This is a genomic window from Martelella endophytica (assembly GCF_000960975.1).
Taxonomy (GTDB): domain Bacteria; phylum Pseudomonadota; class Alphaproteobacteria; order Rhizobiales; family Rhizobiaceae; genus Martelella; species Martelella endophytica.
This window is the reverse complement of record NZ_CP010803.1, coordinates 2017701-2032838: the sequence shown is the minus strand read 5'-3', so window position 1 is coordinate 2032838 and position 15138 is coordinate 2017701. Positions and strand designations below refer to the sequence as shown.

The following is a 15138-nucleotide window of genomic DNA, read 5'->3' as shown; positions in this document are numbered from 1 at the left end:
TCGCTGTGATCGCGGAACGCAGTCTATCGGTGATATTGGATTCCCGTCCGGCAAACCGGTCGAAAGGAATTGTGTCAGGGCCGGACGGGTCCACTGCCTGCTCCGGTGCCCTCGATCGCGGCGGCAATCTCCGAAATATCATCTTCCGTCAGCTCGAGGCTAGCGGCCGCGATCCAGCCTTCGATCTGCTGCGGATTGCGCGCACCGACAATGGCGCCGGTCAGCCCCGGAAAGGCGAGAACCCAGGCAATGGCGACGGCCGCCTGCGAGACACCGTGGCGTTCGGCAACCGGCTTCAGCGCATCAGCCAGCGCCAGATTGGCCTCAAGCTTCTCGCCATTGAACTGTGCATTGTTCTTGCGCCAGTCGTCATCGGGCAGCGCCGCCGCGCGCTCTGCGGAAAAGCGGCCGGTCAAAAGCCCCGCCTGCATCGGGCTGTAGCAGATAACGCCGGTCCCGTGCTCCTTCGCCCAGGGCAGAAGCTCGGCCGCCGTATCGCGGCGGATGGCGGAAAATGGCGGCTGCAACGTGTCGACATGGGCTATGGCTTCGGCCTCTTCCAGCTGTGCCACCGAGTGGTTGGAAAGGCCGATCGCCCGCACCTTGCCGGCCTTCTTCAGATTGGCCATGGCGCCCCAGTAGTCGGCAAGCGGCACATCGTCAGATGGCCAGTGAACCTGCAGGAGATCGATGACCTCGACGCCGAGACGCTTGAGGGAGGCTTCCGTCTGGACCACGAGACTGTCCGGGTGGCCGACGCGGCGAGGTGACGCCATCCGGTCGGTCTCATCCCAGACAAGGCCGCATTTAGTGAAGACATAGGGCCGCTCGGAGGCCGGAATATCCGCGATCGCCCTGCCCACAACGTCTTCCGAGTGGCCAAGCCCGTAAACGGCTGCAGTATCGATCCAGTTGAGGCCTTGCCCGACGGCGGCACGGATTGCGGCGACGGAGTCGTCGTCGTCCTGCGCACCCCAGCCTGCCGCCCAGTCGCCGCCGCCGATGGCCCAGGCGCCGAAACCGGCACGGGTGATGGACATGTCCGTGGTGCCGAGCCTGCGCGTCGGCAGGGAAGAAGTTGCCAATGAAACCTCCCAAAATATCTCTTGAATGAAAACGAAAACATCCGGACGCCGTCTCCGGCACCCGGCAGGTCGATCGAATCCGACCCGGATCAGAACGTCAAGCTATGACCGACGCTTCATCGATGCCCGAGCAAGAACATAGGCGAAGGCCGCAATGGCCCCCATGCCGGTAATCGGCTTTTCCTGCAGCATCATCGGAACGAGACCGAAGACGCCCTGAAGCATTTCCTCGGTCGCGTACTTCGCCGCCCTGTAGCGCCGCTTTTCCATCCGGTTCATCATCATGGCCCAGATCAGAAGCAGGATCGCGAGCGTCAGCGAGGCGATCGCGATCACCAGCGTGGCACCGAGCGCGCCATAAATCGACGACAGCCATATGGCCAGCGCGGCGACGCCGCTCACATAAGCGGCCAACAACAGGAAGAGCAAGATGACGGCGACAATGGCATTGCGCCGGGCCGATCGCGCCAGCATGCGGCCGTCAAGACTCATGACGGCCGCTGCCAGAGATACGAATCGTTCCATCATCAGCGCCGTGTGAACAGGGCCGCGAGGAAACCGACGCCGGCGGCAATCAGAATAGACTGAAGCGGCTTCATGCGGATGCGATCCTCGAGGTCTTCCTCCATCGAGAGAGCCTCGTCACGGGCGCGGTCATAAGCTTCCTGGCCCGCCTTGGTGGCGTCGTCCCGAAGCTTTTCGGCGCGGGCGCGGGCCTGGCTGGCCTTCTCGCTGCCCAGATCGCCAATCAGCTTGGTGAGGTTAGCGATGTCACCGCGCAGCTGATCGATCTGCGCCTGGATGTCGGCTTCTGTCTTGCTGCTTGCCGCGCTTGCGGCGCGCGCGCTGGTGGATTTGTTTTCTGCCATCGTGAACTCCCGAATTTCTTACAAAAAGGCTGCCGTTCGGACAACGCGCCAGCCTTCCGCTTGTTCCAGCGCTTCTTCCGGAAACAGGCGCAAATTCGGCAGCGTCACCCGGCCGCCGCCGCGCGCTCGCCACCGCCCTCGTAAAAAGCGGCAACCTGCGCCCGAATGGCGTTCCTCAACTCATCCATTGTATCATAAAGCTCGCCGTCAAGCGCGTGAACGTGAAACTTGACCGCAACGAATTTAAGGCGCCCGTTTTCCGGGACGACGATGCCGACCGGCTGACCGCCGAATTCAATCATCTGCTTTTTCATGAACCTGATTCCAGTCCGCTTATGCGCGGCTGCCCGCAATTTCAATCTATAAGTGCAACAGCCTGATGCTGTTCATGATCCCGTTCGGGATCGACAGACCAATTTGCCGTTCGGGCGCAGGACGATCGTTTTTCGCATCATAAAGGGCATTTGGAGCTCCCTCTCCTCATGCGGCTTCCGCCACGTCATCAAACAGGTTTCTAAACGAACTACAGCTCGACAACCAGCCTTATATTTTATCTATATGTAGGATATTCTTCAGAAAGATGTCAAAAGGAAGGGAGTTTGAGAAATCGGATTCCACGCGCGGCGAAACGCGCGGTACGGCATCCCAAACTCTGCCAAGACAGATAGGAGCAGGCTGCCGCCAGACAAGGGCGCCGGAAATTAAATTTTGCCGTCCCTAGAAGTCGCAACTATCGGTAAAATGTCCAGACCCGTTGGGTCAGCCCATGCGCTCGGAAGCGTAGGAGCCGGCGGAAGGCGGGAACACCACCGTGCGGTTGCCGTTGACGAAAACCCGATGGTGGATATGGGCGTGGATCGCCCGGGCCAGCACCAGCGCCTCGACATCGCGGCCAAGTGCGACATAGTCCTCAGGGCTCTGCGCATGGGTGATGCGCACCGTCTCCTGTTCGATGATCGGGCCCTCGTCGAGATCCGGCGTGACATAATGCGCCGTGGCACCAATCAGCTTCACCCCGCGCTGATAGGCCTGCTTGTAGGGGTTTGCCCCCTTGAACGACGGCAGAAAGGAGTGATGGATGTTGATGATCTGGCCTTCCATCCGCCGGCACAGCGTATCGGACAGGACCTGCATGTAGCGTGCCAGCACGACCAGTTCCGCCCCGGTCTCGTCGATCAGCCCGATCAGCCGCTCTTCGGCCGTGGCCTTGGTGTCGCGGGTCACGGCGATGTGGTAGAACGGGATGTCGTGATTGACGACGAGCTTCTGGTAGTCGAGATGGTTCGAGACCACGCCGACGATATCGATCGGCAGAGCGCCGATACGCCAGCGATAGAGCAGATCGTTCAGGCAGTGGCCGAAACGGGAGACCATGATGAGCGTCTTCAGCCGGTAGGCACCGTCGTGGAAGCGGTAGTCCATCTCGAAGGGTGCCGCGATCGCGCCAAACCCCTGTTCGAGTTCGGCAAGCCCGGCGCCGGTCTCCGAAATGAAGGAGACGCGGATGAAGAAGCGGCCGGTCTCAAGATCGTCGAACTGCGAGCTGTCGATGATGTTGCAGCCTTCATTGGCAAGATAGCCTGAAATCGCCGCGACGATGCCGCGTCGTGAGGGGCACGTTACCGTCAGCACGTAATCGTTCTTCGCCATCTTCCTGTCCTTCTCGCGCCACCCTTTGCGGCCGGTTGGTCATAATCGCTTGCAGGCCTGCTTTCAACAGCGCAGCCGCCTAGGCATCTGACTATCTCGGCCGTCATCGCGCTGTAGCAGCTACGACGCAAAGATGCGCTTTGCCGTCAAAATGGCGGCGGCCGGCAATGCATCCGTCTGCCTTTTTGCCGGTGTCGCCCTGTTGATACATGCGCGCGCCGCCCTATAGGTCTACTTGAACACCTTTTGAAACCTTGCTTAAATTCGCTGCCGGTGCGCCCGCGTCGCAGAAACCAGCCCTCCCGAGAAGGAGGCGACAGTGGAGTTCGTGAATGCCATTGCAAGGAAACGGATCATGCCGTCTCTTCCCGTCCATGCCGCGCATGCTTGCCGCATCCGCAGCCATCATAGCGACCACCCTCGCCCCGCTCTCGGCGCAGGCGGCGGGCTGTGAGATGACACTCCACGGCATCAACCTCTCCGGCGCGGAATTCGGCCAGCCCGGCGATCCCTATGGCCAGGGCTACATCTACCCCTCCGAGAGCACCATAAAGGCCTTCGCCGACGACGGCTTCAACGCTGTCCGTCTTCCGTTTCTCTGGGAACGGCTGCAGCCGACACTAAACGGCACGCTTGATGCCACCGAGCTTTCCCGCATCAAGGACACGGTCGAGACCCTCCGCGACAATGGCATGGTCGTGATCCTCGACGTGCACAACTACGCCCGCTACCACGGCGAAATGATCGGCACCCCGAATGTGCCCGTCGCCGCTTTCGCCGACTTCTGGAAGCGGCTCAGCGCGGTCTTCGCCAATGACGACGACGTCATCTTCGGGCTGATGAACGAGCCGCACGACATTTCCGCGCCGGCCTGGCTTGCTGCGGCCAATGCCGCGATCGACGCGATCCGCACCATCGGCGCCGGCAATCTCGTGCTCGTTCCGGGCACCGCCTGGACCGGTGCGCACAGCTGGAGCCAGACCTTCTACGGCCCTTCGAACGCCTCCGTCATGGCACAGGTCGTCGACTCGTCGAACAACTTCGCCTACGAGGTCCACCAGTACACGGACGACGATTTCTCCGGCAAGAATGCCGATTGCTCCAAGATCGACGATGCCGTCTCGGCGCTGAACGACTTCACCTCCTGGCTGAATGCCAATGATGTTCAGGGCTTTCTCGGCGAATTCGGCACAACCGAACAGATCCAGTGCCTGCGCGGCCTGAAGCAGATGGTCGACGTGGTCCAGCAGAACCCGCGCGCCTGGCTCGGCTGGGCCTATTGGGCGGGCGGCGACTGGTGGCCGAAAGACTCGCCGATGATCATCCATTCCAATCCACGCGATGGCGGCACGCAGCAACTGCGCACTCTCCAGCCGGTGCTCGGCAGCAACACGACCCGCGCCAGCTGCAATACCAAGAGCTGAGCTGAGCTGAGAAGCGACAACCTCACAGCGGCGCAAGCGCCTCAGCCGGCGACGGGCGCCCAGAGCACATCCTCGATCCGCCTTGCGCCGGTTGCGATCATCACTAGGCGATCAAAGCCCAGAGCGATGCCGCTCGCCGGCGGCATTTCGGCAAGGGCCGCCAGAAAGTCCTCATCCAGCGGATAGCGCTCGCCATAGAGCCGCTCCTTCTCAGCCATGTCGGCCAGGAAGCGCGTGCGCTGCTCATCCGCGTCGGTCAGTTCCCCGAAACCGTTCGCGAGCTCGACGCCGCAGGCATAGAGCTCGAACCGCTCGCTGACGCGCGGATCGCGCGGGCTCTTGCGCGCCAGCGCCGCCTCGGGCGCGGGATAGGCATCGAGAATGGTCGCCCGGCCGTGGCCGAGATGCGGTTCGATCCTTTCGACAAGGACGCGCGAGAACAGATCCGACCAGGTGTCGTCGTCACCGTGGCGGATGCCCGCGGCCCGCATCTGCGCCGAAAGGCCCGCGCGGTCGGTCTCGCCGGAAGGCGCAATGGTCGCCAGCAGGTCGATACCGGCATGGCGGTCGAAGGCCTCGGCAACGCTCAGTCTCTCGGGTTCGGCGAAGGGATCGCAGTGGACGTCGCGCCAGGTGAACCGCGAGACTCCAGCCTCTTCGGTGGCGAGCGCCATCAGCCGCCGGCAGTCATCGAACAGGACGCTGTAGTCCTCGCCCGCCCGATACCATTCGACCATGGTGAATTCCGGGTGGTGCAGCGGCCCGCGCTCGCGATTGCGATAGACATGGGCGAAGGTGACGATCCTCTCCTCGCCGGCGGCGAGCAGCTTCTTCGCGGTGAATTCCGGCGAAGTATGGAGATAGAGCGGCTGCGCTTCGCCGTCATTGCCGATCATCGCCGTCGAAAAGGCGTGTAGATGGGTCTCGTTGCCGGGAGAAACCTGCAGGGCCGGCACGTCGACCTCTATGAAGCCTTCGCCGGCGAACCAGCGGCCGGCAGCTGCCCGGATCCGGTTGCGTGCCAGCAATATCGGCCTGCGGTCGGCATGACGGTCGCGCTGCCACCAGGGCGAGGTTTTCGGGGTTTCAAGCGGCATATTGGCGGGCTTTCTCAGGCTTTCGGCGTTTGGGTCTGGCCATTGATACGTTTTTAAGATAGTCCCGCTCTCAACATTGAAGCAGGTTTGCGGCCGACCGCCGCTGTTACAGGGAAGTCTCATGGTCAAGGTCATTGCCTCGTCGCTGCGCAAGGGCAATGTCGTCGATGTCGACGGCAGGCTCTACGTCGTTCTCACCGCCCAGAATTTCCACCCCGGCAAGGGCACGCCCGTGACCCAGGTGGACATGCGCCGGATCTCGGATGGCGTCAAGGTTTCGGAGCGGTGGAAGACGACGGAGCAGGTCGAGCGCGCCTTCGTCGAAGACAACAACCACACCTTCCTCTACAACGATGCCGAAGGGTTCCACTTCATGAACCCGGAGAGCTACGATCAGCTCACCATGAGCGCGGATGATGTCGGCGATGCCGCCGCCTATCTTTCCGAGGGCATGACCGTGGTCCTGTCGATCCACGAGGGCGTTGCCATTGCGCTCGAACTGCCGCGCCAGGTGACCCTGGAGATCACCGAGACCGAACCCGTCGTCAAGGGCCAGACGGCCTCGTCGTCCTACAAGCCGGCCATGCTGTCGAACGGGGTGCGCACCATGGTGCCGCCGCATATCGACGCCGGCACCCGCGTCGTCATCCTCACCGAGGACGGCTCCTACGTCGAGCGCGCCAAGGACTGAGCGCTTCAGCGCATGAAAAAGGCGGGCTGTCGCGCCCGCCTGTCGAAAAACCCGCCGCCTCCGGCGGGTTTATTTTTGCCGATCTCACGCGATGTGCTGGATATCTTCCGGCAGCAGCGCTTCCGGAATGTTCTGGTAGCAGACCGGGCGCAGGAAACGGCGGATTGCGAGCGTGCCGACCGACGTCGCGCCGAAATTGGTCGAGGCCGGATATGGGCCGCTATGGACCATCGCATCCGACACCTCGACGCCGGTCGCAAATCCATTGGCTAGCAGGCGCCCGGCCTTGCGCTCCAGCACCGGCAGCAGCGTCCGGGCAAACTCGGTATCGTCGCGTTCCATGTGCAGGGTGCAGGTCAGCTGCCCCTCGAGCCGCTCGGCGACTGCGCGCATTTCCTGCGCGTCCGCGGCCATGACGATGATGCCCAGCGGACCGAAAACCTCATGGGCAAGATCGGGGTTGTCGAGAAACACCTTGCCGGTGGTGCGGTAGAGCGCCGGCGCACCCTCGCGGGCCTCGCATTTGCCCTTCACCAGCGTCTCGACGCCCTTCGCGCCCGCAACAGCCTCGGCCCCGCCGCGATAGGCCCGGGCGATGCCCTCCGTCAGCATCACCGCCGGTCCGACCTCGCCCAGCGCCTCCGCCGCGGCCTTGGCGAAGCCATCGGCCTCTGGACCGGCAAGGGTGACCATGATGCCCGGATTGGTGCAGAACTGACCGACGCCCATGGTCAGCGAAGCCGCCCAGCCCTTGGCGATGTCCTTGCCACGATGCCCGAGCGCTTCCGGCAGCAGGAAGTTCGGATTGACCGAGCCGAGTTCGCCGAAGAACGGGATCGGCTCGTCGCGTGCCGCGCAGAGATCGAACAGCGCCTTGCCGCCCTTCAGCGAGCCGGTGAAGCCGACGGCCTTGATCAGCGGATGGGTGACGAGCGCACCGCCTGCCTCGTAGGAGGCTCCCTGAACCAGCGAGAACACGCCCGGGTGGACGCCGCAGGCCTCGATCGCCGCAAGGATCGCCTCGGCGACGATTTCCGCCGTGCCGGGATGGGCGGGATGGCCCTTGACCACGACCGGGCAGCCGGCCGCAAGCGCCGATGCGGTATCGCCGCCGGCGGTGGAAAAGGCGAGCGGGAAGTTCGAGGCGCCGAACACCGCCACCGGGCCGATCGGCCGCTCGATCATCCTCAGGTCCGGGCGCGGCGGGGTCTTGTCGGGAATGGCCACATCGTGGCGGCGGTCGAGATAGGCACCCTTCAGGATATGTTGGGCGAACATGCGGAGCTGGCCGGTGGTGCGGCCGCGCTCGCCCTGAAGGCGCCCGGCCGGCAGACCGGTCTCGGCCGTGCCGATCGCGGTGATGTCATCCGCCCGCGCCTCGATCTCGTCGGCAATCCGCTCCAGAAATGCCGCCCGTTCCTTGCGGCTGGAATAGCCATAAGACCAGAACGCCGCCTCGGCCGCCTTGACCGCCTCATCAATCAGCTCTTCGCTCGCCTCGGAAAATTCGTGCGGCGTGCCGCTGGCCGGCGCGGAGGAAAAGGTGATATCGGCGGCGGTCCATTCGCCACCGATGAGGTGCTTGCCGTGCGGGGTGTAGGTCATGGGATTTCTCCTTGTGTTTGATCGTTCAGACGAGGCCGCGCGCAGCGAGATTACTCATCAGGGCGCGGACGCCAAAGGTCCAGGGCGGGCACTCGGTCGAAAGCCGCACCGTGTTCTCAAGCCGGCCGAAGCCGGGCGCCGAGATCACCACGCGGTCGCCGGGCTTGTGGGTGAAGCCTTCGCCCGGCACGTCGCGATCCTCGGTCGGTGCGAACAGCGTGCCGAGATAGAGCATGAAGCCATCCGGATACTGGTGATGCCGGCCGATGGTCTGGCTGACAAGTACCGCCGGATCGCGGCTGATTTCGGACATCGAGGAATGGCCGGTCATAGTGTAGCCGTCCTCGCCGGTCACTGTCAGCGTCAGCTCGGCACGGCGGACGTCATCAAGCGAAAAGCCATCAGCGAAAAGCCGGATCATCGGGCCGATGGCGGCGGAGGCATTGTTGTCCTTGGCCTTGCCAAGCAGCAACGCCGAGCGGCCTTCGACGTCGCGCAGATTGACGTCGTTGCCAAGCGTCGCGCCGACGATGCGCCCTGCCGAAGAAACGGCGAGCACCACTTCGGGTTCCGGGTTGTTCCAGCTTGAAACCGGGTGCAGGCCGACCTCCGCGCCGGGTCCGACGGAAGACAGGACCTGCGCCTTGGAGAAGACTTCGGCGTCCGGGCCGATGCCGACCTCGAGATACTGGCTCCACAGCCCCTCGCCGATCAGCGCCTGCTTGACGGCAGCCGCCGCCTCGGAGCCTGCCTCGATATTCTTCAGGCTGTCGCCGATCGCCGTCCCGATGCGGGCGCGGATCGCTTCCGCCTGCTTCGGATCACCCGCCGCCTTTTCCTCGATGACGCGCTCCACCATGGAACGGGCAAAAGTGACGCCGCAGGCCTTGATCGCCTGAAGGTCGCAGGGGCTGAGGAAGTGGATGGATTCCATATCGCCCGGCGTCGCGGCCGCGACCTCCTCCAGCGTTCCGAGCCGGAAGCCCGGAGCATCGCGCACATAATCGGCCGGCGCTTCCATCTCGCAGATATCACGGACAAGCGGAGCAACCGGAGAGGTGATGTCATAAACCGCTCCACCGCGCAGCGTCACGACCGCCGGCCCCTCGGCCTCCGGCAGCCACACGCGTCCGAGCCACACGCCATTCTGATCGTCGATCATCGTCATCTCTTGCAAAATCCTTGTGCCGGCGCCGAAGGCGCTCCTCCTCCACGGCAGCGAAAGCGTCTCGACTGTCAACGGCCGGAACGCGGTTTCGATCCCGAACACTCCGGCAAAGCCAGGACGGCTTGCGGAATGTCAGACTATGTAGACCGTCCACAGTTCGTCGACAACCGCAACACCATCCGGAAATGGCGCAGCGGCGGTGTTTCTGAGCAAGAAGGATGGGGCAGCGGGTGGGCTGAGAGGAGGAACCGGCTGCGGCGCAAACGTCCGCAGCCGGTTTGGCATCAGTTGCCGGTATTGCCGCTGTCACCGATATCGCCGAGGGCCTGCCACTCCTGGATGGCGCGATCGAAGATCGCCATTCCGGTCGTGCCCTTTTCCAGCGTCAGCAATGCCCGGCGGCCATTGCGGTAGGTGATCGGGATGTCGATCCAGTTGCGATCGCCGAGAAGCGCAAGGTTCTGGGCGCGGGCCTGGTCGAAATCGTTCAACGCCAGCATGTAGAGGTCATCGGTGATCTTGGCCGAGACGGCGATCAGCGGATCGCCGCGGGCGGCCTCGGTGCTCTTCATCGAAATACGCTGCACATTCTCGACCGCGCCACCGGCGAAATTGTCCGACAGCGTGAAGGCGATGTCGACGAGGTGGCTTGCCGGAAGCGAGGGATCATCGTTGCGGCGGAAGGTGACGGTCCCGGCAATGCCGGCCTCCGGCACGCTCATCGTGCCTTCGATGACCGGTTCGGGCACATCCGTGCCGTTCTTCTCCTGCTTCAGCTCCCATTCCACCGTTCCCTGGAAGGCCGAGGGCACCGACTGGCCGAGCTGTTCCTCATAGACATACATCTTCTGCGCCGCACCGACGGGCGGGGCCGGATCGGCAGCATTCTGGCCGGCGGCCGGCGGTGCCTCGCTGCTCGCCGTCGTCTGGCTGGCAACAGTGCGGGCCGGGCCGGTCTCGGTTCCGGCAGCGGGAAGCCCTTCCTCGACCTCGTTGCCGTCGGGGAGCAGGCGCTGGGTGAATTGCTTTTCGATGCCCGCAGTCTCGCCCTGCGCCGGCGCGGCAGCCTGGTCGCTCGACGTGGAACCATCCTGACCGGAGGTGGCGGTTTCCGGCGGCGTCGTCTGGACGGCGGCCGGCTCGTCGGCGGGCGAAACCAGCGCCATCAGCGTATCGCGGTTCGACCAGCCAAGATAACCACCGACGGCGACGACCAGAAGCACGACGACGCCGACAACAGCCATGACGATCCGCCGGCGGCGACCGTCACCAGGGTCCTGGTGGGCTGCTTCCTCGCCCTCATTTTCGAATTCGTCGAAACCGCTACCCGGCTCTTCGGGCTCCAGTCCGAGCAGGCTGTCGACATGCGCCCAGTCCTTTTCCGGCACGGGGCGGCGCGGCGGCGGCGGTGCAGGCTCGAACGCGCTCTCAGCCGGGCTTGCGGCTGCAAAGGCCCAGTCAGACTGGCCGGTGTGGCGGTCGAGCTCGTCGTCCTCGTCTTCATCGTCGTCGGAAAGAACCACGCCGGCACTATCATCGAGCGGCTCATCCGGCGCTTCGAAACTGTAGTCGGGCTCCGGCTCCTCGTCCTCGATTCGATCGACGGGTTCGAAGGTCGCGCCGTGGAAGCCACCATAGGGTGCCGTATCGCCGTAACGATAGGCGGGCGCCTCCGGCTCGTCCTCGTAAGCCTCTTCGGGTTCGGTATCCTCGACCGGCTCCTCGTGATGCGGCGGTTCGGGCTCGGGGCTTTGCTGCCAGGACAGAGGCTCGGGCTCGTCCTCCTCCTCGCGATCGTCATCGGCAGCCGGTTCCTCATAGGGCGCGGCGACAGGCTCGGCCGGAGTCTCGTCTTCGCTTTCCGGCGCGTCATAGGCCTCCGGATTGTCGGTGCCCGGAAGATCGGGGGCGACGAATGGCGGTTCCTCGACGGCCTCGTCTTCCGGCAGGGCTTCGGCGAACTCGGCCTCGACCTCGGCAATCGCCGCATCGATCTTGTCGATCTGGCGCTTGATCAGCGCTTCCGGCGGGCGCGGATTCATGTTTTCCATCTGCCGGACAACCGCAGACCGCGCCTTCTCATAGACGCGGGCGCGCAGTTCTGGAGTGTTATCCGGTAAGCCCTCGACTGCGCGTCGAATGACTGCTGTGAAATCCGCCATATATTACCCCTATTGTGCGGGCCGACGCGGGGCCGCTCCCGCTACAATACTCGCATTTCCTGTTAGTCTTCAAATGGATCGGTGACGAGAATGGTGTCGTCGCGCTCAGGACTTGTGGATAAAAGCGCAACGGGAGCACCGATGAGCTCTTCAACCTGACGTACATACTTGATCGCCTGGGCGGGAAGGTCTGCCCACTTGCGGGCGCCGACAGTCGATTCCTTCCAGCCTTCAAGCGTTATGTAGATCGGCTTGACACGGGCCTGGGCACCCTGGCTTGCCGGAAGCGCCTCGATCTCTTCGCCGTCGAGCTCGTAGCCGACGCAGATCTTCAGCTCGTCGAGACCATCGAGCACGTCGAGCTTGGTGAGCGCAATGCCGGTGATGCCGTTGGTGGCGACCGCCTGGCGCACCAGCGCCGCATCGAACCAGCCGCAGCGACGCTTGCGCCCGGTGACCGTGCCGAATTCATGGCCACGCTCGCCGAGGAAGTTGCCGATCTCGTCGTGAAGCTCGGTCGGGAACGGTCCCTCGCCGACGCGGGTCGTATAGGCCTTGGTGATGCCGAGTACATATTGCAGCGCGCCCGGCCCCATGCCGGAACCCGCCGCAGCCTGCCCGGCCACCGTGTTCGACGATGTCACGAACGGATAGGTGCCGTGGTCGATGTCGAGCAGCGAACCCTGCGCGCCTTCGAACAGGATGCGCGCACCGGCGCGGCGCTTCTTGTCCAGCATAAGCCACACCGTCTCGCGGAAAGGCAGGACCTTGTCGGCGACCGAGGTCAGCTCGTCCATGATCGCCGCATGCGAGATCTCCGGCGCGCCGAAGCCGCGGCGCAGGGCGTTATGATGGGTAAGAAGGCGATCGATCTTCGCCGGCAGGGTCTCGAGATTGGCGAGGTCCATCAGGCGGATGGCGCGACGGCCGACCTTGTCCTCATAGGCCGGGCCGATGCCGCGGCGGGTGGTGCCGATCTTCGTGCCGGAATTGGAGGCAGCATCCTCACGCATCCCGTCGAGCTCGCGGTGAAGCGACAGGATGAGCGTGGCGTTGTCGGCAATGCGCAGGTTATCCGTGTTGACGGTAACGCCCTGCGCTTCCAGCCGGCCGATCTCGGCGATCAGCGCATGCGGGTCAACAACCACGCCGTTGCCGATGACGGCAAGTTTGCCTGGACGGACGACGCCGGAGGGCAGAAGCGACAGCTTGTAGCTGGTGCCGTCGATGACCAGCGTGTGGCCGGCATTGTGGCCGCCCTGATAACGCACGACGATGTCGGCGCGCTCCGAAAGCCAGTCAACGATCTTGCCCTTGCCCTCGTCGCCCCACTGGGAACCGACCACTACAACATTCGTCATCTTACCTACCTAAAGAATTCCGATACCACGCCCCAAAGGGCCGCAGCATCTATAGCGATCCCATCTGGATAATGCGATCCCCCACGCGCTGTCGCCCCAAATTTTCTCGTGACAAACGCGGTTCGAACGGATTATGCGGTCTGCATTCGCATTTTCATCATCCCTGCGTTACCGAATATGCGGGTGAAACAGAACAGGGACGAATCGCCATGCGATGGCAGGCCTATCTGCTTTTGACCATCACCACATTCCTTTGGGGCGGAAATCTGACGGCGGGCAAACTTGCTGTGGGTCATGTGTCGCCAATGGTGCTGAATTCGCTTCGCTGGGGTATCGCGGCGCTCGTCATCGGGCTTTTGTCGTTGCCACAGGTCCGCCGCGATTGGTCCACGATCCGCAGCAACTGGCTGCTTGTCTTCGCCTTCGGCGCCGTCGGCTATTGCGCCTACAACGCCTTCCTCTACTCGGCGCTGAAGCTCACCTCCGCCGTCAACGTCTCTATCGTGCAGGCAATCCTGCCGCTGTTCATCGTCGTCATCAATTTCGCGCTGTTCCGGGTGCGCTCGACGATGCTGCAGCTCGTGGGCTTTCTGGTGACGCTTGTCGGCGTCGCCGTCGTCGTCTCGCAAGGCAATCTCGCAAAGCTGCTGCAGCTCGACATTCACACCGGCGACGTGCTGAGCCTGCTCGCAGCACTCTGCTATGCCGGCTACACCGTCGCCCTGCGCTGGAAGCCGCCGCTCAACTGGCGGGTCATGGTGATGTCGTTCTGTGCAGGCTCGTTCGTTGCCTCGATCCCGCTGACCATCGGCGAGGCGGTCGCGGGGAACTCGATCCTGCCGCATGACCCGGTCGGCATCGGCGTCGTGCTTTATACCGCCCTGTTCCCATCGCTGATCTCGCAGGCCTTCTTCATCCGCGGCGTCGAGATCATCGGCCCGAACCGCGCGGGCCTGTTCATCAACCTGATCCCGGTCTTTGGCACAGTGCTTGCGGTCTTGCTGCTCGACGAGCACTTCGGCGGCTTCCATGCGGTCGCCCTGGCGCTTGCCGTCGGCGGTATTGCGATCGCCGAGTTCGGCAAGCCGCACAAAGCCTGATAGGGGCCTGATAGGGACCTGACGGGGGCCTGATCAGAGCCCGTTTTCCGCCCGAAAGCGCGCAATCCACTCGCCGCTCGTGGCATCGGCAAGCTTGGCGATATCCGGCTTCATCCCCTCGGCGTGACTGCGCGACAGGCCGAGCGCCGCCAGGAGATCGGCGAGCGCTTCGGCAGGCGCGGCCGAAAGCGCCTCATAGGTGATGCGGTAGGGAACGATACCCTCCGCCGCAAACCAGGCCTCCCAGGCCCGGTCAAAAGCAACAAACTCGTCATACTGCGCGCGCAGCACGTCACCGTCATAGCCGGCGACAGAAACGGGCTCCAGCCGCTCGATGTCGCTGCCGTCCTGCGCCCGGTGCCACAGTCCGGTCTGCCGGGCACGCTCGCAGGATACGGCCTGCTCCACCTTGTCGAGGCGCGTCAGGTGGATGAACAGCGTCGGTCCGAAGGCGGCCTCAATGCGCGCCCGTTCGCTCGCCGCATCCGGAAACATCACGCCAAGCCGGCTGATGAAGAATGGAAAGCTTCCGCGCTGCATCCGAAGGCCGAACATGCCGGTATCGAGACGGCCCTTTGCCTTCGCCGCTTCCAAGATGCGGAACTCTCGCCATAGATCCGCTCCAGCCCGAATGAACGCAGCCACGCTTCAATGTCCGGTCGGTGGAAATGCGAGCCGGGATTGCCGGACACGCCGGTCGCTGCCAGGAGCCGACACAAGAGCGTGCTGCCGCTGCGCGGCGAGGTGCAGATGACATAGGACTGGAATTGGGACATTGGTGCATCTCCCGTGGGCTCCGCAGCAGCGCAGAGAGCCGCAATTCGTTACCCCGGACAAAAGCCCGGATCAAGCTTCACCCTTCGCGGCGGCGGCGCATCCTTCACCATGCGCGCCAAAAAGACAGCCAAGAGCCGCCCGCGCCCTTT

Annotated in this window: 13 protein-coding genes and 1 pseudogene; 3 read left to right on the top strand and 11 right to left on the bottom strand. The window is 63.7% G+C overall.

What is annotated here, in order from left to right; all coding sequences use genetic code 11:
• Window positions 1–74: 74 nt before the first annotated feature.
• The 5 genes from TM49_RS09185 to purU all read right to left on the bottom strand — a co-directional run bounded on the left by TM49_RS09185 (window position 75) and on the right by purU (window position 3604).
• A complete protein-coding gene (locus TM49_RS09185) occupies window positions 75–1085 on the bottom strand; it encodes an aldo/keto reductase (RefSeq protein ID WP_244464824.1) in 1011 nt (336 codons plus the stop codon).
• Window positions 1086–1187: 102 nt separating this feature from the next.
• A complete protein-coding gene (locus TM49_RS09180) occupies window positions 1188–1610 on the bottom strand; it encodes a hypothetical protein (RefSeq protein WP_052699779.1) in 423 nt (140 codons plus the stop codon).
• Window positions 1611–1612: 2 nt separating this feature from the next.
• The gene (locus TM49_RS09175; protein ID WP_045680734.1) at window positions 1613–1954 is read right to left on the bottom strand and encodes an ElaB/YgaM/YqjD family protein; all 342 of its coding nucleotides are present in this window, start codon (window positions 1952–1954) and stop codon (window positions 1613–1615) included.
• A gap of 104 nt (window positions 1955–2058) precedes the next feature.
• Complete coding sequence (locus TM49_RS09170; protein ID WP_045680732.1) at window positions 2059–2268, bottom strand: hypothetical protein; 210 nt, start codon at window positions 2266–2268, stop codon at window positions 2059–2061.
• Between the two features lie 445 nt (window positions 2269–2713).
• Entirely contained in the window at window positions 2714–3604 is an 891-nt protein-coding gene (purU, locus tag TM49_RS09165; RefSeq protein ID WP_045680730.1) for a formyltetrahydrofolate deformylase, read from the bottom strand.
• 374 nt (window positions 3605–3978) lie between these two features.
• Between purU and cel5A the strand changes: the two genes are divergently transcribed.
• Window positions 3979–5028: an endoglucanase Cel5A gene (cel5A, locus tag TM49_RS09160; protein WP_082074680.1), complete on the top strand. Its 1050-nt coding sequence runs from the start codon at window positions 3979–3981 to the stop codon at window positions 5026–5028.
• 41 nt (window positions 5029–5069) lie between these two features.
• On the opposite strand, the gene epmA is transcribed toward cel5A, so the two are convergent.
• The gene (gene epmA / locus TM49_RS09155; RefSeq protein ID WP_045680727.1) at window positions 5070–6125 is read right to left on the bottom strand and encodes an EF-P lysine aminoacylase EpmA; all 1056 of its coding nucleotides are present in this window, start codon (window positions 6123–6125) and stop codon (window positions 5070–5072) included.
• Window positions 6126–6246: 121 nt separating this feature from the next.
• Here epmA and efp point away from each other — a divergent pair, with 121 nt between their 5' ends.
• Window positions 6247–6816, top strand: coding sequence for an elongation factor P (gene efp, locus TM49_RS09150; RefSeq protein WP_045680725.1), 570 nt, complete (start codon window positions 6247–6249; stop codon window positions 6814–6816).
• An 84-nt stretch (window positions 6817–6900) separates the two neighbouring features.
• Here the strand turns inward: efp and TM49_RS09145 are convergent, their stop codons facing one another.
• The 4 genes from TM49_RS09145 to TM49_RS09130 all read right to left on the bottom strand — a co-directional run bounded on the left by TM49_RS09145 (window position 6901) and on the right by TM49_RS09130 (window position 13112).
• The gene (locus TM49_RS09145; RefSeq protein ID WP_045680723.1) at window positions 6901–8421 is read right to left on the bottom strand and encodes an aldehyde dehydrogenase (NADP(+)); all 1521 of its coding nucleotides are present in this window, start codon (window positions 8419–8421) and stop codon (window positions 6901–6903) included.
• Between the two features lie 25 nt (window positions 8422–8446).
• The gene (locus tag TM49_RS09140; protein ID WP_144409519.1) at window positions 8447–9589 is read right to left on the bottom strand and encodes a fumarylacetoacetate hydrolase family protein; all 1143 of its coding nucleotides are present in this window, start codon (window positions 9587–9589) and stop codon (window positions 8447–8449) included.
• Between the two features lie 284 nt (window positions 9590–9873).
• The gene (locus tag TM49_RS22595; RefSeq protein ID WP_144409518.1) at window positions 9874–11751 is read right to left on the bottom strand and encodes a hypothetical protein; all 1878 of its coding nucleotides are present in this window, start codon (window positions 11749–11751) and stop codon (window positions 9874–9876) included.
• Between the two features lie 62 nt (window positions 11752–11813).
• The gene (locus TM49_RS09130; RefSeq protein ID WP_045680721.1) at window positions 11814–13112 is read right to left on the bottom strand and encodes an adenylosuccinate synthase; all 1299 of its coding nucleotides are present in this window, start codon (window positions 13110–13112) and stop codon (window positions 11814–11816) included.
• Between the two features lie 209 nt (window positions 13113–13321).
• Here TM49_RS09130 and TM49_RS09125 point away from each other — a divergent pair, with 209 nt between their 5' ends.
• Window positions 13322–14212, top strand: a complete 891-nt coding sequence (locus TM49_RS09125; RefSeq protein WP_045680720.1) for a DMT family transporter — start codon at window positions 13322–13324, stop codon at window positions 14210–14212.
• Window positions 14213–14245: 33 nt separating this feature from the next.
• Here the strand turns inward: TM49_RS09125 and TM49_RS09120 are convergent.
• Window positions 14246–14988, bottom strand: a pseudogene (locus tag TM49_RS09120) (Stf0 family sulfotransferase).
• Between the last annotated feature and the right edge of the window lie 150 nt (window positions 14989–15138).

Excerpts from the sequence above, each read along its gene's own strand:
- TM49_RS09180 (WP_052699779.1), bottom strand. The coding sequence starts at position 1,610 with ATGGAACGATTCGTATCTCTGGCAGCGGCCGTCATGAGTCTTGACGGC.
- TM49_RS09175 (WP_045680734.1), bottom strand. The coding sequence starts at position 1,954 with ATGGCAGAAAACAAATCCACCAGCGCGCGCGCCGCAAGCGCGGCAAGC.
- TM49_RS09170 (WP_045680732.1), bottom strand. The coding sequence starts at position 2,268 with ATGAAAAAGCAGATGATTGAATTCGGCGGTCAGCCGGTCGGCATCGTC.
- purU (WP_045680730.1), bottom strand. The coding sequence starts at position 3,604 with ATGGCGAAGAACGATTACGTGCTGACGGTAACGTGCCCCTCACGACGC.
- cel5A (WP_082074680.1), top strand. The coding sequence starts at position 3,979 with ATGCCGCGCATGCTTGCCGCATCCGCAGCCATCATAGCGACCACCCTC.
- epmA (WP_045680727.1), bottom strand. The coding sequence starts at position 6,125 with ATGCCGCTTGAAACCCCGAAAACCTCGCCCTGGTGGCAGCGCGACCGT.
- efp (WP_045680725.1), top strand. The coding sequence starts at position 6,247 with ATGGTCAAGGTCATTGCCTCGTCGCTGCGCAAGGGCAATGTCGTCGAT.
- TM49_RS09145 (WP_045680723.1), bottom strand. The coding sequence starts at position 8,421 with ATGACCTACACCCCGCACGGCAAGCACCTCATCGGTGGCGAATGGACC.
- TM49_RS09140 (WP_144409519.1), bottom strand. The coding sequence starts at position 9,589 with ATGACGATGATCGACGATCAGAATGGCGTGTGGCTCGGACGCGTGTGG.
- TM49_RS22595 (WP_144409518.1), bottom strand. The coding sequence starts at position 11,751 with ATGGCGGATTTCACAGCAGTCATTCGACGCGCAGTCGAGGGCTTACCG.
- TM49_RS09130 (WP_045680721.1), bottom strand. The coding sequence starts at position 13,112 with ATGACGAATGTTGTAGTGGTCGGTTCCCAGTGGGGCGACGAGGGCAAG.
- TM49_RS09125 (WP_045680720.1), top strand. The coding sequence starts at position 13,322 with ATGCGATGGCAGGCCTATCTGCTTTTGACCATCACCACATTCCTTTGG.